This window comes from Ralstonia sp. AU12-08, from assembly GCF_000442475.1.
Taxonomy (GTDB): Bacteria; Pseudomonadota; Gammaproteobacteria; order Burkholderiales; family Burkholderiaceae; genus Ralstonia; species Ralstonia insidiosa.
Map to the genome: position 1 here is coordinate 17,173 of NZ_ASZV01000009.1, position 21,701 is coordinate 38,873.

The 21,701-nt window shown below is 62.8% G+C and carries 23 protein-coding genes; 11 read left to right on the forward strand and 12 right to left on the reverse strand.

Annotated features, from left to right (window positions below):
* Position 1 precedes the first annotated feature (1 nt).
* Positions 2–1,102, forward strand: coding sequence for an SAM-dependent methyltransferase (locus tag C404_RS36740; protein ID WP_021193750.1), 1,101 nt, complete (start codon positions 2–4; stop codon positions 1,100–1,102).
* 4 nt (positions 1,103–1,106) lie between these two features.
* On the opposite strand, the gene C404_RS36745 is transcribed toward C404_RS36740, so the two are convergent.
* Complete coding sequence (locus C404_RS36745; RefSeq protein WP_031328995.1) at positions 1,107–1,637, reverse strand: DUF2878 domain-containing protein; 531 nt, start codon at positions 1,635–1,637, stop codon at positions 1,107–1,109.
* On the opposite strand from C404_RS36745, the gene C404_RS36750 reads away from it, so the two are divergent.
* Positions 1,626–2,258, forward strand: coding sequence for a lipocalin family protein (locus C404_RS36750; protein ID WP_021193752.1), 633 nt, complete (start codon positions 1,626–1,628; stop codon positions 2,256–2,258). The genes C404_RS36745 and C404_RS36750 overlap by 12 nt on opposite strands.
* Positions 2,259–2,269: 11 nt before the next feature.
* Here the strand turns inward: C404_RS36750 and C404_RS36755 are convergent, their stop codons facing one another.
* A complete protein-coding gene (locus C404_RS36755) occupies positions 2,270–2,806 on the reverse strand; it encodes a chalcone isomerase family protein (protein ID WP_021193753.1) in 537 nt (178 codons plus the stop codon).
* Between the two features lie 386 nt (positions 2,807–3,192).
* Between C404_RS36755 and C404_RS36760 the strand changes: the two genes are divergently transcribed.
* From C404_RS36760 to C404_RS36770, 3 genes are all read left to right on the forward strand, one after another.
* Positions 3,193–3,777 (forward strand): fasciclin domain-containing protein, encoded by a 585-nt coding sequence (locus tag C404_RS36760; protein WP_031328996.1) that lies wholly within the window; start codon positions 3,193–3,195, stop codon positions 3,775–3,777.
* 65 nt (positions 3,778–3,842) lie between these two features.
* Positions 3,843–4,553, forward strand: a complete 711-nt coding sequence (locus C404_RS36765; protein ID WP_031328998.1) for a sigma-70 family RNA polymerase sigma factor — start codon at positions 3,843–3,845, stop codon at positions 4,551–4,553.
* Positions 4,550–5,272, forward strand: coding sequence for an anti-sigma factor (locus C404_RS36770; RefSeq protein ID WP_021193757.1), 723 nt, complete (start codon positions 4,550–4,552; stop codon positions 5,270–5,272). Before C404_RS36765 ends, C404_RS36770 begins: the two co-directional genes overlap by 4 nt.
* Positions 5,273–5,421: 149 nt before the next feature.
* On the opposite strand, the gene C404_RS36775 is transcribed toward C404_RS36770, so the two are convergent.
* Positions 5,422–6,027, reverse strand: coding sequence for a hypothetical protein (locus tag C404_RS36775; protein ID WP_021193758.1), 606 nt, complete (start codon positions 6,025–6,027; stop codon positions 5,422–5,424).
* 77 nt (positions 6,028–6,104) lie between these two features.
* Positions 6,105–6,695 (reverse strand): hypothetical protein, encoded by a 591-nt coding sequence (locus C404_RS36780; RefSeq protein ID WP_031329001.1) that lies wholly within the window; start codon positions 6,693–6,695, stop codon positions 6,105–6,107.
* Between the two features lie 338 nt (positions 6,696–7,033).
* On the opposite strand from C404_RS36780, the gene C404_RS0129685 reads away from it, so the two are divergent.
* Positions 7,034–7,894 (forward strand): alpha/beta hydrolase, encoded by an 861-nt coding sequence (locus C404_RS0129685; RefSeq protein ID WP_031329002.1) that lies wholly within the window; start codon positions 7,034–7,036, stop codon positions 7,892–7,894.
* A 26-nt stretch (positions 7,895–7,920) separates the two neighbouring features.
* Here C404_RS0129685 and C404_RS36785 read toward each other — a convergent pair whose 3' ends face one another.
* The 3 genes from C404_RS36785 to C404_RS60265 are packed head-to-tail and all read right to left on the reverse strand — an operon-like array spanning position 7,921 to position 9,885.
* Positions 7,921–8,673, reverse strand: a complete 753-nt coding sequence (locus C404_RS36785; RefSeq protein WP_021193761.1) for an SDR family NAD(P)-dependent oxidoreductase — start codon at positions 8,671–8,673, stop codon at positions 7,921–7,923.
* Positions 8,674–8,707: 34 nt separating this feature from the next.
* A complete protein-coding gene (locus tag C404_RS36790; protein ID WP_232317384.1) occupies positions 8,708–9,682 on the reverse strand; it encodes a MerR family transcriptional regulator in 975 nt (324 codons plus the stop codon).
* A gap of 41 nt (positions 9,683–9,723) precedes the next feature.
* A complete protein-coding gene (locus C404_RS60265; RefSeq protein ID WP_156667262.1) occupies positions 9,724–9,885 on the reverse strand; it encodes a hypothetical protein in 162 nt (53 codons plus the stop codon).
* 264 nt (positions 9,886–10,149) lie between these two features.
* Here C404_RS60265 and C404_RS36795 point away from each other — a divergent pair, with 264 nt between their 5' ends.
* Genes C404_RS36795 through C404_RS36810 form a run of 5 tightly spaced genes read left to right on the forward strand, consistent with a single transcriptional unit; the run spans position 10,150 to position 14,790 of the window.
* Complete coding sequence (locus tag C404_RS36795; protein WP_232317387.1) at positions 10,150–10,677, forward strand: lipocalin family protein; 528 nt, start codon at positions 10,150–10,152, stop codon at positions 10,675–10,677.
* A 14-nt stretch (positions 10,678–10,691) separates the two neighbouring features.
* Positions 10,692–10,955, forward strand: coding sequence for a DUF2256 domain-containing protein (locus C404_RS60895; protein WP_306303141.1), 264 nt, complete (start codon positions 10,692–10,694; stop codon positions 10,953–10,955).
* Complete coding sequence (locus tag C404_RS36800; protein WP_021193764.1) at positions 10,952–12,253, forward strand: DASH family cryptochrome; 1,302 nt, start codon at positions 10,952–10,954, stop codon at positions 12,251–12,253. The genes C404_RS60895 and C404_RS36800 overlap by 4 nt, the downstream gene beginning before the upstream one ends.
* Positions 12,253–13,791, forward strand: coding sequence for a cryptochrome/photolyase family protein (locus C404_RS36805; RefSeq protein WP_021193765.1), 1,539 nt, complete (start codon positions 12,253–12,255; stop codon positions 13,789–13,791). Before C404_RS36800 ends, C404_RS36805 begins: the two co-directional genes overlap by 1 nt.
* Positions 13,792–13,848: 57 nt before the next feature.
* A complete protein-coding gene (locus C404_RS36810) occupies positions 13,849–14,790 on the forward strand; it encodes a TIGR01777 family oxidoreductase (protein WP_049286139.1) in 942 nt (313 codons plus the stop codon).
* A 130-nt stretch (positions 14,791–14,920) separates the two neighbouring features.
* Here the strand turns inward: C404_RS36810 and C404_RS36815 are convergent, their stop codons facing one another.
* From C404_RS36815 to C404_RS0129690, 5 genes are all read right to left on the reverse strand, one after another.
* Positions 14,921–15,583, reverse strand: coding sequence for a carbonic anhydrase (locus C404_RS36815; RefSeq protein ID WP_021193767.1), 663 nt, complete (start codon positions 15,581–15,583; stop codon positions 14,921–14,923).
* A gap of 120 nt (positions 15,584–15,703) precedes the next feature.
* Complete coding sequence (gene pdeM / locus C404_RS36820) at positions 15,704–16,363, reverse strand: ligase-associated DNA damage response endonuclease PdeM (RefSeq protein ID WP_021193768.1); 660 nt, start codon at positions 16,361–16,363, stop codon at positions 15,704–15,706.
* Positions 16,360–18,978, reverse strand: coding sequence for a ligase-associated DNA damage response DEXH box helicase (locus C404_RS36825; protein ID WP_021193769.1), 2,619 nt, complete (start codon positions 18,976–18,978; stop codon positions 16,360–16,362). The genes pdeM and C404_RS36825 overlap by 4 nt, the downstream gene beginning before the upstream one ends.
* Positions 18,975–20,621, reverse strand: coding sequence for an ATP-dependent DNA ligase (locus tag C404_RS36830; RefSeq protein WP_021193770.1), 1,647 nt, complete (start codon positions 20,619–20,621; stop codon positions 18,975–18,977). Before C404_RS36830 ends, C404_RS36825 begins: the two co-directional genes overlap by 4 nt.
* On the reverse strand, positions 20,618–21,670 hold the full coding sequence (locus C404_RS0129690; protein WP_031329007.1) for a ligase-associated DNA damage response exonuclease: 1,053 nt from the start codon (positions 21,668–21,670) through the stop codon (positions 20,618–20,620). The genes C404_RS36830 and C404_RS0129690 overlap by 4 nt, the downstream gene beginning before the upstream one ends.
* Positions 21,671–21,701: the final 31 nt, after the last annotated feature.

A 21,701-nucleotide genomic window follows, 5' to 3' on the forward strand; every position in this document is an offset into this window, starting at 1 on the left:
CATGACTGCGCTGTCGACACCCACCATCCCCCCGCGGGCCGCGGCCGAGCCGAGTGACGGCTGGCTCATCCAATGCTGCGAGCGCGGCTGGCTGCCCGATGGGCTGGTGTGCGCGGGCATGCGTGCGCTCATGCGCCAGCGCCTGCGCGACGAGGGTATTCATGACGGCGAGCTTCGATCACGGCGCTTCAACGCCCTGCTCGACGAACTGCAAAGCAGCCCTATCGCAATCGAGACTGATGCTGCAAACACGCAGCACTATGAACTGCCGCCGGCATTTTTCGAGGCGCATCTCGGGCCGGAACTGAAGTACTCATGCGCGCTGTACCCCACCGGCGGTGAAACGCTGGCCGAGGCAGAAGAGGCCATGTTCGCGTGCTATGCCAAACGGGCGGGTTTGGCAGATGGCCAGTGCATTCTCGATCTGGGCTGCGGCTGGGGCTCGCTGTCGCTGTGGATGGCCAAGTGCTATCCCAATGCGCGCATCGTGGCGCTGTCCAACTCGCAGGGCCAGCGCAATTGGATCGAAGCGCGCGCTGCGGAGCGTGGCCTGACCAACCTGAGCGTGCACACCGGAAACATCGTCGATTTCGAGTTTGCGGACATGCCAAAAGGTGGCCGATTTGACCGCGTCGTGTCGATCGAGATGTTCGAGCATATGAAAAACTACGGGCTGTTGCTTGGCAAGATTGCGCGCTGGATGCGCCCGGACGCCGTGCTGTTCGTGCACATCTTTGCGCACCGCACGCTGGCCTATCACTTCCAGGTGCAGGACGGCTCCGACTGGATGTCGAAGTATTTCTTCACCGGCGGGACCATGCCGTCGGAGGCGCTGCTGCTGCTCTTTCAGGATGACCTGCGTGTCACGAGGCAATGGTGGGTCAGCGGCACGCACTATGCGCGCACGGCAAACCATTGGCTGGCCAACCTCGATGCTGCCCGCAGCCGTTTGATGCCGGTGTTCGCACAGACCTATGGCGAGCGTGAAGCGGCGGTGTGGTTCCAGCGGTGGCGCATGTTCTACCTGGCGGTGTCGACGCTGTTTGGCTATGCCGGCGGCAACGAGTGGGGTGTCGCGCATTACCGGTTCGCCAAGCGTTAGGCGTTCATGGCAACTGGCCGGTTCCGTCGCTGCGCTGGCCTATCCATACCAGCACAGGCACCCACAGCGCCCAGCCGGCGGCCAGCACTGCCAAGGTGAGCGCCACATCCGGCATCTGTGCCGCCCCGAGGGCCGCGCCGGCGCGAAACGACAAGGGGCCGGCAACGGCGCCCAACACTGTTGCCAGCCACCACCGGCCACGCAACCAACGAAAGAGGACATTCAATTGGATCGCGAACAACACCCAAAGCGAAAGCAGCCATGGTGGCGCGAACCCGGCCCACAGCGTGCCGTGGGGATAGTCGATCAGTCCGGCGCGTATCAGCAACGTCTCCCAAGGCGCCGCAGCCACGACCACCCATAGCACCAACCGTAACTCTCTATTCGGCTCGCGGGCTAGCCACAGATGAAGCCCCAGCAGTATCGCGACGAAGGCGACGCCAACCCACGCGGCATCGCGCGCGGCGCTGAGCACGCAGACAAACCAGCCGGCTTGTCCGGCAATTGCATAAAGGAGGGCACGATGGGAACGCATGGTCAAAGTCAGGGCTCGCGCGTCCTGTTACGTTGGGCGGGCCACTTTTCGGTGGCCGCACTGCTGATTGCCTGTGCGGCGTGCTCGGGGCCTCCGCCGAATCCCAATCCGCGAGCCGCGGTGCCGCTGCAGACGGTGCCGGTTGATCTCCAGCGCTACATGGGCCGCTGGTATGTCATCGCGAATATCCCGTACTTTGGCGAGCGCGGCAACGTCGGCAGCTACGCCGAGTGGGCACTGCGGCCCGACGGCCGTATCGACGATGCCTATGTCTACCGCCCCGGCGGTTTCGATGCGCCCTTCAAGCGCATGCAGTTTGTGGATTCGGTGGTAGCGGGCAGCGGCGGTGGCGAGTGGCGCGTGCGATTGTTCTGGCCGATCTACGTTTCGCAACAGACGCTGTATGTCGACCCGGAATACCGGGTGACGCTCTTGGGCTATCCGGACAAGAGCCTCGGCTGGGTGTTCTCGCGTGACCCCGACATGAGCGATGCCGACTATCGCGCGGCACTCAACCGCTTCGAGGCGATGGGCTACGACACGTCGCGCTTCCGGCGCGTGCCGCAATTCCCGAGTCAGATTGGGCAACCAGGCTTTCAGTCGCCGGGGGACGACAACTAGCCGTATGCGCATCACTGTGACTCGCCCAGCAGATGGTGGCGCAGGGCAGGTGCCCGGGTGCCGGGGGCGAGCCAGATATCGAAGAAGGCGCGGGCAAAGGCGGGGTCGTTAACCTCGGTCGTCAGCTGCCCGTTGGCATAGAAGCGCGCACCGCGGTCCGGCAGGTAGACGCCGCACAGTGTGTCGCCGGGCTTCACGTCCACGAACGCGGGCATCATCGCCTCCTGCCATCGCGCCAAAGTGGCATCGGATGGCGGAGGCACCTGAATCCGCCGAATCTCATCAATGGCCGTTTTGATCAGGCGGGTCCTGGTGACAGGGCGTCGGTACGTGACTTCCAACGCGAAAGCGGCATCATAGCCAGCCGGAATTTTTGCACTCCAGAGCTGTGCGTCGTAGAAGCAGAATCCGAAGATGCAGAGTTCGCCCTTGCCCGAAAGTTCGGCTGGCGCCAGGGTGTCACGGCAAGCCGCAAAGGCATGAAAGCTTGTGGCTGCGCAGAGCGTGGCGACCACGGTTCTGATGGTCAGATGGCGTTTGGCAAACATATCGCAAAGGTGCATGCAATGAGTGGGTAGAGCGTCAAGCTGCTGCATTCTCGAGCGTGTTAGCGCGATCAACGTCTGACTTCACGTTTGCAGCGTTCAAAGGTCAAACCTTGCACTTGCATCCAGCTTGCCTGCGGATAGCAGGCATGTGTCTGGGCATGCAGACGCAGTTGCAGATGAATCTGATGCTGAGCGATGACTTCGTACTCTATTCAGTACTCAACGCGCGCGAGACATCTGCCGCGCAATTTTTCTGACGCAAAGCCATTTCAATCCAGCACAACCAGCGTTTGCGTTGCTGCGCGATCAAGCGATGCATCCACCGGCGAGTTCCTCACGTATATAGGTTGCTTCCACGTTGCGAAGCGCCACGATTGAGGTCAACAATGAAAAAGCATCAATTGACTGGGTTGTCTGGTGTTCTGCTTTCTCTCGCAATCTTGTCTGGCGGCTATGCTGCCGTAGCAGCGGCCGCCATGGGTGACGGCGAAGCGACCGTGATGGTGGGCGGGGCGCCGATGTATCCGTCCAAGAACATCGTTCAGAACGCTGTGAATTCGAAGGATCACACGACGCTCGTGGCCGCCGTGAAGGCGGGCGGGCTGGTCGATACGCTGTCCGGGCCGGGGCCGTTCACCGTGTTTGCACCAACCAACGAAGCGTTCGCGGCGCTGCCTGCCGGCACGGTCGACAACCTGCTGAAGCCCGAGAGCAAGTCGACCTTGGTCAAAGTGCTGACCTATCACGTCGTACCTGGCCGGCTCTCTGCGCAGGACCTCATGAAGGCAGTCTCGGATGGCGGTGGCAAAGCCACCCTCAAGACCGTTGAGGGGGATGCACTCACCGTCATGCAGAAGGGTAATAACCTGTTTGTCACTGACGACAAGGGCGGTGTCGCCACTGTGACGATCGGCAATGTGTACCAATCGAACGGCGTGATTCACGTTGTGGACAAGGTGCTCCTGCCGTAATCGGTCTCGTACAACGCGGGGGCATGTGCCCTCGCGCGTGTTCGAATGGTGATGAGAGGAACGGCATGCCATCCACACTTCGCTATGCTCAGGGCGTTCGTTGCGCGAGTGATGCGGTTGGTATACCTTTGTCGCATCCTGTTGCGGGCAACCGAGGCACGCGAAATCTTATGCACGTTGTCGGAGCATCTTTGCTCGAGTCCGAGGACTCAATATCTGCGCGCCAGAATGGTGGTCGGGAACATTTAGTTCAACTCCTCAAGCAGACCGCAGAAGGCAGCCGCCCAGCCTTTGCCGAGCTTTACACCCTCACGTCGCCCAAACTCTATTCGCTCGCGTACGGCATTCTTCGCAGCTCGGGGGAAGCGGAGGACGTGCTCCAGGAAATCTATGTCGCCATCTGGCAACGCGCCGATCAATTTGATCCTGGCCGAGGAACGGCTATGACGTGGCTGATTTCGCTGGCGAGAAACAAGGCGATCGATCGCCTTCGTCAGGCTCGCGAGACAGCAGGAGAAGAGACTGACTGGACGCACATCATCGACGAGCAAGCAACGCCGCCGGAGGCGGCGGGCATGACTCAGGAGCGCCGGCGTCTGGAGGGTTGTATTCAAAAGCTTGAAGCGCGGCAACGAGGCGTGATCGTCGAAGCGTTTTATACGGGCGCGAGCTACCCAGATCTCGCAGCGCGACTGAGCGTGCCAATCGGTACGATGAAGAGTTGGGTGCGGCGCAGTCTGCTGCAGTTGAAGACGTGCCTGGAGCAACAGCCATGACGCTCGATCGCGATCTGGATTGCGCCGAGTACGTTCTTGGGCTGTTGGACAGCCAGGAACGCAAGGCGCTTGAGCGTGCGCTGGATCGGGATGCTGCCTTGCGGGACTCTGTCAGTGCCTGGGAGTCGCGCCTGTCTCCCCTCGGAGAAGACGCCGTAGACATGGTGCCGCCTGCGCGCGTATGGAAGCGGATCCAGGCCGATCTAGGCCACGTTGATCACGCAGCAGCGCCCGCACCTGAGCCGCTGGTGCGGCGGATCTGGAACAGTATTGGGCTCTGGCGCACTGTGGCGCTCGCAACGAGCTTGGCGACGGTCACGGCTGTTGCGCTGAACCTTTCTCTGTTTTCATCGACCGCGACAGCGCCTGACGCGAAGCCGGCCTACATTGCAGCGGCCATCACCGACGAGAATGGCTTGCCACATTGGACAATGACGATCGACACGGCAAAGCGGGAGATTGTCGTGGTGCCGGCCGTTGCATTGCGGGTTGCCGAGAGCGCCTCGACGGAGCTCTGGTTGATTCCTGAGAATAGCAAGCCGATATCGTTGGGCGTGTTCGCGTCTGACCGATCGACGTCGATTCCGCTGTCGAGGGAAAACGCTGCAAAGCTCAATGCGCGTGCGATTCTCGCCGTCTCGCTGGAGCCGAAAGGCGGGTCTCCGACAGGGCAGGCCACCGGTCCCATCGTGGGCAAGGGCGCAATGCATGACACATAACGTGACTGGCATTGTCCCAGCAGCGATCGGATGAAGTCAGCGAAAGTGAAGGCCGGCAAATTTGCCGGCCTTTGCGTTATTGGCGGCAAAAAAACCTCCGACCCTTAGGACGGAGGTGTAACGCGAAGCCCCGGCGCGTTCAATGGAAATCAAAGGCGAGACGACATGTACTGCTCCCTGACTGCCAGCCCGGCGTATGGCAGGTTGCTGGCTGTGACGATCGCCAGGTAATCGGCGAATCGATACTGCAAACGTGCCGTTTGCAGAGGTGATGCGCTCAATACCGCCGGTGATGCATTACCCACTGTCGAGGTTGGTGCGCCGAGCGCGCTGCGCAGCGCATGAGTCGCGCCGTCCCAGGCGGCGGCGGTGTCGTTGGCGCTCATCCCGCGCCGGTAGACGTCTACACCGATGAGATGGCCACTTGGACCGAAGCTGAGCCACAACTCGCTGACGGGCGGGCCGGCAAGACCGAGCTTAGAGGCGTCAACGCCGCGGCAGCGAAGATACTGATAGCCGTGCGTGACGGCATCGCAGGCGATGCCCTTATCGTGTGCCCAGCGAGCGGCCTCATCCGCAGTCGTGCCATCCAGCACGAACCCGCCCGGGAGTGGTCGTGCAGGTGCCAACTGGTCTGCCCGCATATGCGCCAATCCGCTGGCACGTAGCGCGCTGACTTGCTCGGCCGTGGTGTCGTTGACGGGGCAGGGGACGCCAAGCATGGCGAGCACAGGGCGAGCTGCCTTCAAGTGCATTGCTCCAACGAGACCGATCGCGACCGTAAGCGCTGCAACGCTGAGCAAGGTGTACCGTTGCAGCGGGCGTCGCGGATTCATTGGCAGTTCTGGGCGGTATTCGGGCCCAGGTACTTAGGCATGGACGACACGATGGCCGATTTGAGACCCGTGAGGACGGGGGCCACACGGGAGATGTAGCCATCCGGAACGCCATCGGTCTTCATGACAGCGGCAGCATCGGTGATGAACTGGTCGAACACGCAGCCGGGAACGCCGACATCAGAATGCGCCGTGGCCATGTCGTCACACATGACCGTGGCACCGTCCGCGGCGACTTGTCCCGGATAGCTGAAGGGGCCACCAAACAGCGCCTTGAACTGGAGGTTGAGGCAAGCCTTGAGACGCCCCACCGTATCGTGTCCGGGCTGACCGAGGTTGGCGAAATACGGTGCTTCTTTGGGGTCTGCAAGCAACCCGGACACCGCGTCGTCGACCACCTTGGCAATGGCGGCCGGTGCGCTGGCGTCTCCGCCAAGTCCCGACCACATGTCGGCGTTCTGGGGGAATTGTGCTGTTGACGCCGTCGATGCCATCGATGCCATCGGCGTGGGTGTGTCGTCGCCACCTCCGCATGCACTCAGTGTTGCGGTCGTCAACGTTAGAACCAATAGCAGTGCTCGCTTCATGGATCAATCTCCTTTGGTCGGGTATCGATTGCGCACTGCGCGGCTTGCTTCCATCGCTACACAGCGCTGATCGCATATACGTCTGCCATGCGAGACTGGATGCAAAATAAATCGCGCACCTGAGAAGCGCTGGGTGGACGACGGTGCACGCGCAGGCGCGGTTGCATCCAACCACGCAGGCGGACCGTATATGCCAGACGACACAACGATTCCACGCGTACTTTCATGGTGATCCTGCTCAATTTCCGCCGTGCTGACTGGCCACGGCCTGACACCGGCGCACGTCTGAATGGGCGCAATACGCGCTGTCATGCCCTGGCATTGGAGCGCGCATGTCGATGACCCGCCTGACCCGTCGAGCATGGCTGGCTGCGGCACTATCAAGCCTGACCGGCTGCTCTGGCTTGGATGTTCTGAATGCGGTATCCAGGTCAGGCGCCAGTATTCCGACGCTGGGGTTGGCGTATGGCGATAACCCACGACAGAAGCTGGATGTCTACCGACCTGTTCAACCAGTGGTGGGGCCCACGCGTGCGATCGTGTTTTTTTACGGCGGGTCTTGGCGAGATGGCACACGCACGGACTACGCCTTTGTCGGCGAGGCGCTGGCGGCGATCGGTGCGATTGCTATGGTGGCCGACTATCGGCTGTATCCGGAAGTCAGCTATCCAGGCTTCCTGGAGGACTGTGCTGCTGCTACGGCCTTCGCGCGGCGCTGGCTCGCGCAGCAGGGCTACGCAGATGCACGCCTGTTCGTCGCAGGCCATAGCGCGGGTGCCTACAACGCGGCCATGCTGGCTACGGATTCGCGCTGGCTGGGGGCACAGGGGATCCGTACCGATTCGCTTTCTGGCTGGATCGGAATGGCAGGCCCGTATAACTTCTTACCGATCCAGACGGCTGACATACTGCCCGTGTTCAATCATCCGCACGAAACGCAAGACAGCCAGCCGTTGTTTCATGTGGATCAGCGTTGGCAGCCACCCGCGCTTTTACTTACCGGAGAGCATGATGCCTATGTTGACGTGCGACGCAACACGCTCTCCCTGGCCGAACGATTGATGAAGTATCGGCATCCGGTTGCGCTCAAGGTCTACCCGCGCCTGGATCACAAGACGCTGGTGGCAGCCCTCGCACCGCCTCTGCAATTTCTTGGGCCGGTACTGTCCGACGTGGCGGACTTCATCTCCAAAGCCTAACGCTTGGTGCGGGCGGCCCAGCGCGCTCATGATTTCTGCGGCACGAGCAACCTTCCCTGGCCGCCGTCCACGCCGATCTGCTGGCCAGTGATCCAGGAGGCGGCGGCGCTGAGCAGGAATTCCGCAAGCGCCGCAGTGTCGTCGCCTTGCCCGAGTCGGCCCAGTGGGTTGGCATTTGCAAGTCGCTCTGCAACTGTTGGGGAGCCGGTCAGGCGAGCTGACATGGCTGACGTGGTCAGCCCCGGATGAATGCAGTTGACGCGGATACCACGGTCCGCGTACGTCGCGGCCGCAGACTGCGCAAGCGCACCGACCGCTGCCTTTGCACTGGCAATGGCTTCATGGTTCGGAAAACCGGCCGTCGCGGCGACGGAACCAATCAACACCGCGCTCGCCCACGTCTTGTGAGCGATGACCTGCTGCACGAACAGGCGCAGCACATTCCACGCCGAGATGAAGTTGGTATCGAGTGCGTGCTGGAGTTCGTCATCCGACGTCAGGTGGAGCGGCCTGATGACTATGGACCCGACACAGTGCGCCAGTCCCTCGGGCGCACCGAACCGTGCAATACCGGCCTCGAGGGCAAGCTGTGTGCTATTCCGGTCGAGTGTGTCAGCGGGGCAAACCAAGACCTCCGGCGACGCAAGCGAAGCGGCAAGCGTCTCCAGTCTCTCCCGATTTCGCGCCGTCAGGACCAGTGGTGTTCCTGCGTGGTTCAATCGTCTCGCGAGGGCATTGCCGACAGCGCCGCTGGCGCCTGTAATCCACACAAATCCCATGGATGCTTCCTCACGCGTTCCGACCTCGATTCCCTCAAACCGCTTGCGACAGCGCGCGGTTCACCAGTCCTTCCTGACGCACAATTTCTGCCAGCGCGGTCTCGAGCAGTTGCACCGCGCGATTCGCGACGGTGCCAAGGCGGTGATGCAGCAGGGCATCAGCAGGCGACTGCGATCTGCACTCATCGCTGTAGCGTTGAAACGCGCTGAGTTGCAGTACAAGCTCGGCAAGATGCCGTGGGCATTCGCACTGAATGGCTGACGAAATATCTGCGAGAGTGGCAAGGGCTTTGTCGTCGAACCGGCGCATCGCGCGCGGCCCGGTGCCGGCATTCAGCATGTCTGCCTGTCGATGTGCTGTCGCCCAGTCAGCGAGTTCGGCGATCAGTTGTGCGGGCCTAGCCTGCGTGTCGGCTTGGCCGATGGCGCGCACTCCCGCAAGGCCCGCCAGTTCAATTGCGCGACGGGTGCCAAATGCGTAGACCACGCTAACCGCTTTTGCATGTAAGCCTTCTGCCAGTGCCACGATGCGTGCGACCGTCTCGACATGCAGGGAAGTGACGGAGGCAAACAGCGCATCCGCTGTCTTCCCGGTATCGGCGTATTGGGACGCTTCCTCGATGGAACCGGCACGCATGCAGATGCGCATGCTGCCAAACGCCGATCCTGCGCTCGGCATGTCTGCGGGGCCAACGACCAGGAGAGAGAGCGTCTCGGGCAACTCCGGCGGTGTGCTTTCCCGTGACAGCATGAGTGCTTTCAGTGCCTCCCAGTCGAGGCCGGCGATTGCGCTGATGGGGTGCCCTTGATCCACGAGGGTTTTGATCAACCGCAGCCGCTGCAAGTCGTCGTCTGAGTAGAGACGTTGACCTGAAGGGGTCTTTGGGGGGGAGACCACTGCGTATCGGCGTTCCCAGATCCGCAACGTGGCGGCGGGCATCCGTGCCAGACGTGCGGCTTCACCGCTTCGATAGCGACGTGGCTCCATTGAGGTGTTGTGCTTTCCCACGATCTCTCCTGATCACAGCATGAGGCTAGTGGCTGAATGCATCAGAAGACAAAACCTTTTGGCGCGATGAAATGTGTGGCTGGCACGTGAGTCGAGAATGCGTTGATATTGGTGGCCGAATTCTCGACCAGCAGGGCGCAGCAAACCCCTTGCTTCCCTATACTCCACGGCATCGTCACAGCAATGCCGAGCGTTGATGCCATCGGCCGAGTTCGTTTCATGAATCTGGGTGTCGCAATTCAAGGCGGCTGGCGCGGCCACGCATGCCCTCCTGGTGCCGAGGCGCAGGTGGCAGAGCCGTCCAGCAGACAAGGCAAAAGGTGAGATACATGCACGACGATCGCACCGCTTCTTGGATCAACCATCTGTTCAAACGCATGTGGTGTCTGTGGTGTCTGCGGAAACACCTGCCGCCGTCGACAGGGGTAACGCGAGGGCGCCGAGGGCGCTTGCAACTGCTGGGCGTGATGATGGCTTGCGCAGTCTTGGTGGCGGCCTGCGCTCCGATCAGTCCTCCTCAGGGCATCTACCCAGTCGCACCGTTCGATCTCCAGCGCTATGAGGGCCGATGGTACGAGCAGGCGCGGCTGGATCACGCGTTCGAGCGCGGCTTGACGGATGTTTCGGCAACGTACGAGTCGCAGCCTGACGGAAGCGTGCGCGTGGTGAACCGCGGCTTTGATCCCACCACCGGAATGTGGCGGCAAGCGATCGGCAGGGCCTTGTTCACCGGGGATCACGGCACCGGCTCTTTAAAGGTCTCGTTCTTCGGGCCCTTCTACGGCGGCTATCACGTGGCGGCACTCGATCCCGACTACCGTTGGGCGCTCGTGGTGGGGCCGGATCGCAGCTACTGCTGGATCCTGGCGCGCGACAAGCATCTTGATCCGGTGCAGCGCGAGTCAGTTGTTGCGCGGGCGCGCGGGCTCGGCATCGACACCGCGGCGCTGATCTGGGTGTCGCACGAACGTCAGGACCCAGTCCCAGCCAGATAAGTGGGTGTGCTGCGATGACGTTCACCGTGGTCTGGTTCAAGCGTGATCTGCGGGGGCATGACCATGCCGCGTTGCTCTATGCCCCAGCAGAAAAGTTTCGATGTCTGACCTCACGCATGCACAAGAAGCAGAACCTGCCGAGCAAACAGTGCCCTCAATGTGGTTTGCCCTTTGTCTGGCGCAAGAAGTGGGCGAAGACCTGGGACGGGGTCAAGTACTGTTCAGCACGATGCCGTCAGGCGCGCAGACGGGTTGCCGGTGAAGAGGGGGCGGCTTGAGTACGGTGCTGTTCTGGTTTCGCAGCGATCTGCGTCTGCACGATCAGCCTGCACTGCGTGCCGCATGCACGAGTGGCGCCCGGTACGTCGTGCCGGTGTACTGCCATGCGGACTACGATGAGCCGACCCCGTGGGGGTTCACTCGCGTCGGTCATCATCGCCGTGCAGTGCTGGCGGCGGCCCTGCGCGACGTGGATGGTCAGCTTGCCCGCCTGGGGAGCCGCTTGCTTCAATGCAGGGGGGCGGCCTCCACCACGCTTCCTGCGCTGGCACGCGCTGTAGGTGCCACCGCCGTGGTGTGCGAGGAGATCGCCGCCCCGCAAGAGCAGGCCGAGGTCGAGGCGGTGCGCAACGCCGGTTTGCGGGTCCATACCCTGTGGCAGAGCAGCCTGCTTGAGCCAGGTGACTTGCCGTGGGCCGTGCACGCCTTGCCAGGTACCTTCACACCCTTTCGCCAGGAGGTGGAGCGCTTAGGGGTTAAACCGCCTGTGCCCCTCAAGCTGCCAGCACGAATCCCGCCATGGCCTCCGGGCGTCGACGTCCCACCCAGCCTGTGTTGCAGTTTGGCCGCGGACAGCGTCAAGCGCAGCCCCCAGGATATGCGTTCGTCATTCCCTTACGGCACCCCTGCGTTTGACGGTGGTGAAACAGCCGGTCTGGCCCATCTGACGCAGTATTTGGCGCGCAAACTGCCGCACAGCTACAAGCGCACCAGAAACGCGCTGACCGGTGTCGACTACTCGAGCAAATGGTCACCGTGGCTTGCCACCGGCGCGTTGTCCGCGCGCAGGATCATGGCCGAGCTCCGGCAGTTCGAGGCAACGCATGGCGCCAACGAAGGCAGCTACTGGTTGTGGTTCGAGCTGCTGTGGCGGGACTACTTTCGCTTCCTGCATCTGCAGCACGGGCGTCGGCTGTACCGGGCACGTGGGCTGGTGGAGCACCCTAAGGTGCGACATAACGCCAAGGCGTTCGAGCGTTGGTGCCAGGCGTGCACGGGCGAACCACTGGTGGATGCTGCAATGCGTGAGCTACAGACGACGGGATACCTCAGCAACCGGCTGCGGCAAGTTGTGGCCAGTTATCTGGTTCACGAACTCGGGGGCGACTGGCGCGCGGGCGCGGCCTGGTTCGAAGCGCAACTGGTGGACTATGACGTCTACAACAACCAGGGCAACTGGCTGTACATCGCGGGTCGGGGGACTGATCCGCGGGGAGGGCGGCGCTTCAATATCCAGAAGCAGTTATCGCAATACGATGCAGAGGGGCAGTACCTTCGCCTCTGGGGGACACCGTGATGGATGGCGCCAAGACTGTGAGGCTGGTGCTTGGTGACCAGCTCAACCCACAGCACTCGTGGTTTGCTGAGGTGGATCGCGATGTGGTCTATGTGCTCATGGAGGTGCGTCAGGAAACGGACTACGTGCTGCACCATGCGCAAAAAATCCTCGCCATCTTTGCGGCCATGCGCGACTTCGCTCGTCACCTTCAGGCGCAAGGCCATCGGGTGCACTACCTGTCCATCGACGACGCGAGCAATACACAGTCGGTGACGGGCAACCTCGCTGCGTTAGCCCAGATATATGAAGCCATACGCGTGGAATGGCAGTCCGCCGACGAATGGCGGCTCGATGCTCAACTGCGCGCCTGGGCGGCCAATCAGAGCCTGACCACGCATGAAGCGGACACAGAACACTTCATGACGGGGCGGCATGATTTGGCAACGATGTTTGCGGGCCGCAAACAGTGGCTCATGGAACGATTTTATCGGGATATGCGCCGGCGCCATCATGTCTTGCTGGACGACAACGGCAATCCGGAAGGGGGACAGTGGAACTTCGATCACGACAATCGCAAGCCGTGGCGCGGCACGCCTAGCGAACCCGTTGACGCGCGTCCTAGCCATGACCACCGCGATTTGTGGGCCACGCTGGAGCGCAGTGGCGTGAAGAGCTTTGGCGACCCACAGGCCGCGCAGTTCCGCTGGCCCTTGAATCGCGCGGAGGCGCTGGCATGCCTGGAGGCGTTTGTCGTACAGACGCTGCCGCATTTTGGCGATTTTGAAGACGCGATGAGCAGCACCAGCCCGAGGCTGTTCCATTCGCTCCTGTCGTTCGCCTTGAACGTGAAGATGCTCAGTCCGCGCGAGGTGATCGTTCGGGTGGAAGCCGCGTATCGGGAAGGTAGAGCACCGCTATCTGCTGTCGAGGGTTTCATACGCCAGATCCTTGGCTGGCGCGAATACGTGCGCGGTATCTACTGGGCGCACATGCCCGGATATGAATCCTGCAACGCGCTTGATCATCAGGCGCCGTTGCCATCGTGGTTCTGGAGCGGTAATACGCAGATGCGTTGCCTGCAGCTGGCAATCGGTCAGTCTTTGCAAACGGCGCATGCGCATCACATTCAGCGCCTCATGGTGATTGGCAACTTCGCGTTGCTGGCAGGCATCGCGCCTGCCGAGGTGCACCGCTGGTACCTCGGTGTCTACATCGATGCCTTTGAGTGGGTGGAGCTGCCGAACACGGTTGGCATGAGCCAATGGGCCGACGGTGGACGCATCGCCACCAAGCCGTATGTGAGCAGTGCGGCCTATCTCTCGCGCATGAGCGATTACTGCAAGGGGTGCCACTACGACAGCAAGCAGCGCGTTGGTGAGCGAGCCTGCCCGTACAACGCTTTGTACTGGGATTTCTTCATGCGTCATGCAGCGGTATTCGACCGCAACCCGCGTCTTGCGATGGTGTATCGCCAACTCGCCAACATGCCGGCAGAGGCGCACGATGCACTGCGCACGCATGCCGCTAGCGTGCGCGCGCGGCTGGAAACGTTATAGAGCAACGCGCCAAGCCGGCTGACCCGATCCTCCCCTCAACATGACCCCTGAACAACCGTGCGTATATTGCTGACCGGCGGCACCGGCTTGATTGGGCAAGCGCTTTGCCATGATTGGAAGATGCAGGGCCATGAGCTCGTTGTCTGGAGCCGTACTCCGCAACGCGTGCCAGCGCTGTGCGCCGGCGCAAAGGGTGTTGCCGCGCTGCGTGAGCTGGATGGCGCCGAGCCGTTCGATGCGGTAATCAACCTGGCCGGCACACCCATTGCCGACCGCCCGTGGACCGCGCAGAGACGCAGGGTCCTATGGCGCAGCCGTATCGACCTTACACGTGAACTCGTGGATTGGCTTGGCCAGCGTGTGCGGCGGCCTCGCGTGTTGCTCTCGGCTTCCGCCATTGGCTGGTATGGAGACCGCGGGAACGCGCCCCTGGATGAGGACAGCCGCCCGGGCGAAGGTGACTTTGGCAGTCAGCTTTGCGTGGCGTGGGAGCAAGAAGCCCAGCGCGCCGAGCAGTTCGGCATGCGAGTCGTCCTACTGCGCACAGCCCCGGTGCTTGCCCGTCATGGCGGCATGCTGCCGAGGCTACGTCTGCCGTTCAGCATGGGGCTTGGCGGTCGCCTTGGTAGCGGCCGGCAATGGATGCCGTGGATTCATCTCGACGACGAGGTTGGCCTGATCGACTTCCTATTGCAGCGAGAAGACTGCCGGGGCGCATTCAACGCGTGTGCGCCGCACCTCGTCTGCAATACGGAGTTCGCTCAGACGCTGGCGCGGGCAATGAACCGCCCGATGCTCTTGTCCGTTCCCGCATGGGCGTTGCGAATCCTGCTGGGGGACATGTCGATCCTGTTTCTTGGGAGTCAGCGCGTTAAGCCCAGGCGAGCAATGGAAGCGGGCTACCGATTCCGCTTTCCCTACCTTGAAGGTGCACTGACTGACCTGTTTACGGTCATGAAAAGCGGCGGTGTCGGCGTGTCAGACGACGCTTCTCAATAGCGCGTGCGCCGCAATCTCTACCGCACACCGCAGGTTGCGTTTGTGCGGTGGTAACCCTGTTCGCGTGGGGCCGTGTACTCTTGCAGCCGGTGGCTCGCAGCCGCAGTACACGGGCCCGCGCCCACCTACCTCACCCCACCGAGCTCTCGTTCCGGGACGTGACGGCAACCGTGGTCGGCGAATCTGCGAGTGGCACAAAGCGGCGTGTTGTGCCGTCGAGCGCATCGATGCTGCCAGTTTCGATGTCATATACCCAGCCGTGCAGATTCATTCGGCCTTGCGCAAGCGCCAATGCAACCGAAGGATGTGTGCGCAGGTTTGCTAGCTGTGCGATGACGTTCTCGCGTACGAGTCCGTCAAGTTTGGCGCGAGGCGAGTCGAATTCATGCGCGGCGTTGATCGCCTTTGCGGCATCGGAATGCCTTAGCCAGTTGGCCACTGCTGGCAGATGATCGAGACAGGTGCAGCGCGAGATGGCCCCCATCGCACCGCAATCCGAATGGCCGCAAATGACGATGTCGCGCACACCGAGTACAGCGACCGCATACTCGACCGTAGCCGAAACCCCCCCTGGCTCCGGACCGTACGATGGCACGATGTTGCCGGCATTTCGGATCACGAAAAGCTCGCCCGGTTCGCGCTGCGTAAGCAGCTCAGGGACGACGCGGCTGTCAGAGCATGTCACGAACAGCGCCTTGGGGCTTTGTGATGTCGCCAGTTGCTTAAAAAGTTCGATGCGCTGCGGAAAAACGTCGCGCTGAAAGCGCAGGAAACCGTCAATAATGTCACGCATGGCGTTCTCCGAGTTTGGTGGTGAGATGCCGACATGACCATCGAGGACGTGTCACACCGGCGCAGCCGATATTGTCATTGATATTGCGTGGCGAGCCAATGCCATTGGCTGTGTGTGCCTTTAGCTCGATAGGCGCCAGACACGTCCCTCGGCGGTGACATATAGCGTTTCATCCGGTGTGGGAGGCGCTGTCCACAAGCCCGTGAATTCACCGAACGCTGGCAGTAGTGCGCAGCCCAACCCAAAGCGAAAGCACGGCAGTCGCAGCCGATCCCGCCCGCGGCCACTGATGACAACGCCCGGATGCACGTGTCCGGCGATCACGTAGTGGCCAGGCACCGCTTGCGGTTCGTGGCACAGCGCGAACGGCCCGACGATCCAGGGTTCTTCCACCACGTCGATGCGAAGGCTGGCTGGTGGGTCGCCCGCATGCCTATCGTGATTGCCGCGGACCAGCGTGCAGACAACGTCGGCATGCCGCTCACGCCAGTCGACCAGAGAGCCCACTGCAGCATGCGCTTCGCGCGCGTGCAGCAGATCGCCCAGCCACGCAATATGCATCACTGGCAGTCGTTCCAATATGGCGTCCAACCGTGCAATGGCCTGCGCCGTAGTGCCGGCGGGAACAGGCACACCGCGTGCGCGAAACGTCGCCGCTTTGCCGAAATGCGCATCCGCCACCATCAGCATGCGCTGCGCAGGCCACCACAGCGCACGCTCCGGCAGGAGCCACACGGTGTCACCTCCACACTGAATGACGAGATCCTGGCGCCCGGTCATAGCAACGGAAGCGGTTTGGATGCCTTGCGCGGTCGGCGGGTATGTCGCCGGCTGCGCTTGCCGGCATCATCCGCAGACGCGGTCATTCGTAGCGCGGCCTGCACGTCGGTGTCGATCACCGGCCGCTCTGCCGCGTCCGGATCGGTCGGCTCGGGTCCGGCGGCATGTTCGGCATCGGCCAGCATGCGGGCGAGGCGATCGGCCAGTTTCTCGGTGGATAGCTGCTCCCGAAAGCGCTCCACCATCAACGGAAAGGCAAATGGGGAAGGGTGCTTCAGCTCGCACACCTGCAGGCGCAGGCCGTGCATACGCACGAGGGTGGCTTCGATGCGATCGAGATCCAGCTCCTGGCGCAGCACTTCGGTTTCCGCCTGCGTGAGCAGGAGGTTGCCCGGGTCATGGCGCCGGAATACCTCATAGAACAGGCCGGAAGACGCCTGCAACTGGCGAGTGCTCTTGTGCGCGCCAGGGTACCCCTGAAACACCAGGCCGGAAACACGCGCAATCTCGCGAAAGCGACGTTGGACAAGCTCACCGGCATTGAGGCTGGCGAACACGTCCTGCATGAGCGTGTGCGTAGCAAACAGGTCACCGTTGGCGAGCAGCGCGGGCCAGTCAATGCGCGTGGCCGACAGGAGCTCGAGACCGTAGTCATTGAACGCTACGGAGAACGTGCTGGGCGCGCGGTTGGCCGCCCGCCAGGCAAGCAAGCTCGCCAGCCCCAGATGTGCATGCCGCCCGGCAAATGGATACAGGAAGAGGTGCCAGCCTTCGCGCGAATGCAGGGTTTCGGCCACGAGCGTGGCTGTGCTGGGCAGCGCAGACCAGCGCGCCTGCAGTTCGAGCAGCGGGCGCGCGGCTTCCATCTCGGGGCTCTCGAAGCGCCCGTGCGCGGCTGCATCCAATTGTGCGACCACGGCGTGCGCCAGCTCGGTAGAAAGCGGCATGCGGCCGCCGTTCCAGCGCGGCACCGCTGCGCGTTTGCCGCTGGCACGGCGCACATAGGCAGTCATGTCCTGCACGCGCACCAGTTCCAGCAGCCGGCCGGCGAACAGGAAGTTGTCGCCCGGGCGCAGTCGCGCGATGAACCCTTCCTCGATCGACCCCAACGCACTGCCACCGGCAGCGCGCCACCAGCGCACGTTCATGGTGGCATCGCTGACAATGGTGCCGATGCTCATCCGATGGCGCCGCGCGAGCCGCGCATCGGGCACGCGCCAGACGCCGTGCCCATCGGGGGTGACGCGGTGGTAGTCCGGATACGCCGTGAGCGAGTGGCCGCCCTGGCGTACGAAGTCGAGCGTCCATTGCCATTCGTCATCGCGCAGATCGCGGTAAGCCCATGCGCGGCGCACTTCCTGAAGCAACGCATCGGGCGCGAAGCCGCCGCCCAGCGCCACTGTCACCAGGTGCTGGACGAGCACGTCCAGTGGCTTGTGAGGCGACGTGCGGGCTTCAACACGGCCGGACATGGCCGCCGCGCGCGCGGCAGCTCCCTCCACGAGTTCCAGGCTATGCGTGGGTACCACGGTCACGCGCGAATGCCTGCCTGGCGCGTGGCCCGATCGTCCCGCCCGCTGCATCAGCCGCGCTACGCCCTTGGGGGAGCCGATCTGCAGCACGCGTTCAACGGGGAGGAAATCCACGCCCAAGTCCAGGCTCGATGTGCAGAACACGGCCTTGAGCAAGCCCTGCTTGAGCCCGGTCTCGACCCAGTCCCGCGTCGCACGATCCAATGAGCCATGATGCAGCGCGATCAACCCTGCCCATTCCGGTCGGGCATTGATGACTGCCTGATACCAAAGCTCTGCTTGCGACCGCGTGTTGAGAAACACCAATGCGGTGCGAGCGCTTTCCAACTCTTGGACCACATGCGGCAGCATTGCCATGCCCAGGTGGCCCGCCCAAGGAAACCGTCCCACGCCGTCAGGCAGCAACGTGTCGATTTCCATGCGCTTGGGCAGGTGGCCCTGAACCAGCGTGCCGGTGGAGGGCGCGCGGGCATCGCTCAGTGCATCCATGGCTTGTGCCAGATTGCCGAGCGTGGCCGACAGGCCCCACACGACCAGCTCGGGCGACCACGTTCGTAGGCGGGCCAGTGCAAGCTGCACCTGCACGCCGCGCTTGTTGCCCACCAGTTCGTGCCATTCATCGACGACCACCACGCGTACCGAGCCCAACGCATCACGCGCATCGGCACGCGTGAGCAGCAATGAGAGGCTTTCTGGCGTGGTGACCAGCGCGGTGGGCAAGCGACGCGACTGGGCCGCACGCTCGGCGCTGCTGGTGTCGCCGGTGCGCAGGCCCAATGTCCAGTGGGGTGCCAGTGCCTGTGCCGCATCCGTCAGTGCGCGCGTGGTGTCAGCGGCCAGCGCGCGCATGGGCGTGAGCCATAGCACCGACAGCGGCGGTGCCCCGCCACGCCCGCGCACCTGTGCCAGCCGCTGCAGCGTCCCCAACCAGACGGCATAGGTTTTGCCCGCGCCGGTGGTCGCGTGCAGCAGACCCGATTCACCGCGCGCCATGGCAGACCATACCTGGCGCTGGAACGGCATCGGCGTCCAGCCGCGCGCGGCAAACCACGCATCGAGGTCGGGCAGGGCGGGCTCGCTCATGGCGGGGGCAGCAGGCTTTCCAGCGTTTGCAGCGTATCCGCTTCTGCGACCGGCTTGTCGTGCCGCCAGCGCAGCATGCGCGGAAACCGCACCGCAATGCCGCTCTTGTGGCGGGCGCTGCGGGCAATGCCTTCAAAGCCGAGTTCGAATACCAGCGTCGGGGCCACACTGCGCACGGGGCCGAAGCTCTCCACCGTGGTTTTGCGGATGAGGGCGTCGACCTGACGGATCTCCGCATCGCTCAAGCCCGAGTACGCCTTGGCAAAGGGCACCAGTTTTCGCTCGGGCGCTTCAGGCGGGGCATCCCATACGGCAAAGGTGTAGTCGGTGAACAGACTGGCACGGCGCCCGTGGCCGCGCTGCGCGTAGATCAGCACCGCATCGACCGAGAACGGATCGATTTTCCACTTCCACCACACGCCCACGTCTTTGGTGCGGCCTACGCCGTAGCGTGCGTCGCGCCGTTTGAGCATCAGCCCCTCTACACCGAGATCACGCGAGGCTTCACGCTGGCGCGCAAGGTGCAACCAATCGTCCCCCTGCAGCAGTGGCGAGAGTTTCAGCGCCGGGTGGGCAAACTCGGCAATCACGCGTTCAAGTTGCGCGCGCCGCTCGCCTTGCGTCCGCTCACGCCAGTCCTGCCCCTGCCATTCGAGGAGGTCATAGGCCAGCAGTACGGCAGGCGCATCGCGCAACACCCGCGCGTTCAGCGTTTTTCGGCCGATGCGTTGCTGGAGCAGTGCAAACGGCTGCACGCGGCCTTCGCGCCAGACCACGATTTCGCCGTCGAGTACCGTACCCGCAGGCAAGGTGTCCGCCATGGTCGCCAGTTCCGGAAAGCGGTCCGTGATGAGCTCTTCGCCACGCGACCATACCCAGGTGTTGCTGGCGCGACGCACGAGTTGCGCGCGGATGCCATCCCATTTCCATTCGACCTGCCATTCGCTGGGCGGACCGAGCAGCGCGTCGAACGCCTCCAACGCCGCCTGCAACGGGTGCGCAAGAAAAAACGGGTACGGATGCCCGGCGTCGAGCGTATGGCCGTCGACGCTCGCATCGGCCAACAAGGCGCGGTAACGCTCGGCAGTGGGCGGCTGGCCGATGTCGGTATAGCCCATCAACCGCTGCGCCACATGCTTCGGGTCGGTGTCGCCAACTTCCGCCAACGCCCGTGTCACCAGCAGTTTCGATACACCCACCCGGAATGCACCGGTGATGAGCTTCATGAGCACCAGTCGGGCATGCAATGGCAGGCCCCGGCACAATGCGGCCAGGCGTGGGAGCACCAGTTCGGGCGCCTGGCCGCGCAGTGGCAGCAGTCTGGTTTCTACCCATTCGGCCAGGCTGGCGTCGTCTTCATGGTTGGGCTCCGGAAGCACCAGGGCGATGGTTTCAGCCAGATCGCCCACCGCTTGATAGCACTCGTCGAACAACCATGCTGGCAAGCCCGACGCAGTTTGGGCGAAGCTGGCCAGCACACGCACGGGCACAAGCTGTCGAGGTTTGCCTCCTGCCAAGAAGTACACCGCCCATGCGGCGTCAGCGTCCGGGGCAGTGCGCAGATACTTCATCAGTGCGGCGAGTTTGGCGTTGCTCGATGTGGTTGCATCGAGCTGCGCATAGAGATCGGCAAACGCTTTCATGGCCGAGGGTGTTCCAGCGGTTCTGATGACGCGGTAGCGTCGCGCGCTTCAGCTGCATCGTCCTCGTCGCCATATTCGGTGGCGAAGGCGCGGGCGTCCCGTCCGCCTTCACACAACCAGCGCACCATCGGCGCAACCTGCCCATGCGTAACGTAGACACGTCCGGCACCCGTGGCTTCAATGGCTTGCAGCAAGCCAGGCCAGTCAGCATGGTCCGACAGCACAATGCCCCGGTCGACACCGCGCCGCCGCCGTGCGCCGCGAAGCTGCATCCAGCCACTGGCAAAGGCATCTGCGTAGTCGCCAAACCTGCGCATCCACGGCGTGCGCTGCGCAGATGGTGGCGCCAGCACCAGGGCCCGACGCAGATCAGTACGATCCACCTCGGTCGCAAGCTGCGTCTGGGGTAGCGCAACGCCGGCTTCCCGATACGCCGCATCGATTTGCAGCATGGCACCGTGCGAAACAATCGGCCCGATACCGGCATCGAGTCCAGCAAGAATGCGTTGTGCCTTGCCAAACGCGTAGCAAAACACGACGCTGGTGCGGCCCGCCTCAGCATTGCTGTGCCACCAGGCATTGAGTTGCGCAAAGATTTCGGCCTGAGGCCGCCAGTGATAGATCGGCAGTCCGAAGGTGGATTCAGTGATAAAGGTGTCGCAGCGCACCGGTTCGAACGGTGCGCAGGTGCGATCTGCCTCGACTTTGTAGTCACCGGAAACCACCCAGACCGCATTGCCGTATTCCAGCCGGACCTGTGCTGACCCAAGAACATGCCCCGCCGGATGAAAGCTCACCCGGACACCGTTGTGGACGATGGACTCGCCATACGGCAGGGTTTGTAGAGGGAGATCGTCGCCCAGGCGAGCGCGCAGTACACCCGCGCCGGGTGCGGCGGCAAGATAGTGCTGATGGCCGATGCGGGCGTGGTCGCTATGCGCGTGCGTGATGATCGCGCGATCTACTGGTCTCCATGGGTCGATAAAGACATCACCTTGCGGACAGTACAAACCTTTAGATGTTGAGATGATCAAATCTGACGGGTGCATTTGCGCCGCAATGTGATGGCCCAGTGAGAGA

Coding starts and splice junctions, on each gene's coding strand:
- pdeM (WP_021193768.1), bottom strand. CDS start 16,363: ATGACCGGGCGCCAGGATCTCGTCATTCAGTGTGGAGGTGACACCGTG.
- C404_RS36830 (WP_021193770.1), bottom strand. CDS start 20,621: ATGAAAGCGTTTGCCGATCTCTATGCGCAGCTCGATGCAACCACATCG.
- C404_RS60265 (WP_156667262.1), bottom strand. CDS start 9,885: ATGGCATCAACGCTCGGCATTGCTGTGACGATGCCGTGGAGTATAGGG.
- C404_RS36770 (WP_021193757.1), top strand. CDS start 4,550: ATGACGCTCGATCGCGATCTGGATTGCGCCGAGTACGTTCTTGGGCTG.
- C404_RS36740 (WP_021193750.1), top strand. CDS start 2: ATGACTGCGCTGTCGACACCCACCATCCCCCCGCGGGCCGCGGCCGAG.
- C404_RS36775 (WP_021193758.1), bottom strand. CDS start 6,027: ATGCACTTGAAGGCAGCTCGCCCTGTGCTCGCCATGCTTGGCGTCCCC.
- C404_RS36765 (WP_031328998.1), top strand. CDS start 3,843: ATGCCATCCACACTTCGCTATGCTCAGGGCGTTCGTTGCGCGAGTGAT.
- C404_RS36815 (WP_021193767.1), bottom strand. CDS start 15,583: ATGCGTGACATTATTGACGGTTTCCTGCGCTTTCAGCGCGACGTTTTT.
- C404_RS36755 (WP_021193753.1), bottom strand. CDS start 2,806: ATGTTTGCCAAACGCCATCTGACCATCAGAACCGTGGTCGCCACGCTC.
- C404_RS36805 (WP_021193765.1), top strand. CDS start 12,253: ATGGATGGCGCCAAGACTGTGAGGCTGGTGCTTGGTGACCAGCTCAAC.
- C404_RS36780 (WP_031329001.1), bottom strand. CDS start 6,695: ATGAAGCGAGCACTGCTATTGGTTCTAACGTTGACGACCGCAACACTG.
- C404_RS0129685 (WP_031329002.1), top strand. CDS start 7,034: ATGACCCGCCTGACCCGTCGAGCATGGCTGGCTGCGGCACTATCAAGC.
- C404_RS36785 (WP_021193761.1), bottom strand. CDS start 8,673: ATGGGATTTGTGTGGATTACAGGCGCCAGCGGCGCTGTCGGCAATGCC.
- C404_RS36825 (WP_021193769.1), bottom strand. CDS start 18,978: ATGAGCGAGCCCGCCCTGCCCGACCTCGATGCGTGGTTTGCCGCGCGC.
- C404_RS0129690 (WP_031329007.1), bottom strand. CDS start 21,670: ATGCACCCGTCAGATTTGATCATCTCAACATCTAAAGGTTTGTACTGT.
- C404_RS36760 (WP_031328996.1), top strand. CDS start 3,193: ATGAAAAAGCATCAATTGACTGGGTTGTCTGGTGTTCTGCTTTCTCTC.
- C404_RS36750 (WP_021193752.1), top strand. CDS start 1,626: ATGGGAACGCATGGTCAAAGTCAGGGCTCGCGCGTCCTGTTACGTTGG.
- C404_RS36795 (WP_232317387.1), top strand. CDS start 10,150: ATGATGGCTTGCGCAGTCTTGGTGGCGGCCTGCGCTCCGATCAGTCCT.
- C404_RS36745 (WP_031328995.1), bottom strand. CDS start 1,637: ATGCGTTCCCATCGTGCCCTCCTTTATGCAATTGCCGGACAAGCCGGC.
- C404_RS60895 (WP_306303141.1), top strand. CDS start 10,692: ATGACGTTCACCGTGGTCTGGTTCAAGCGTGATCTGCGGGGGCATGAC.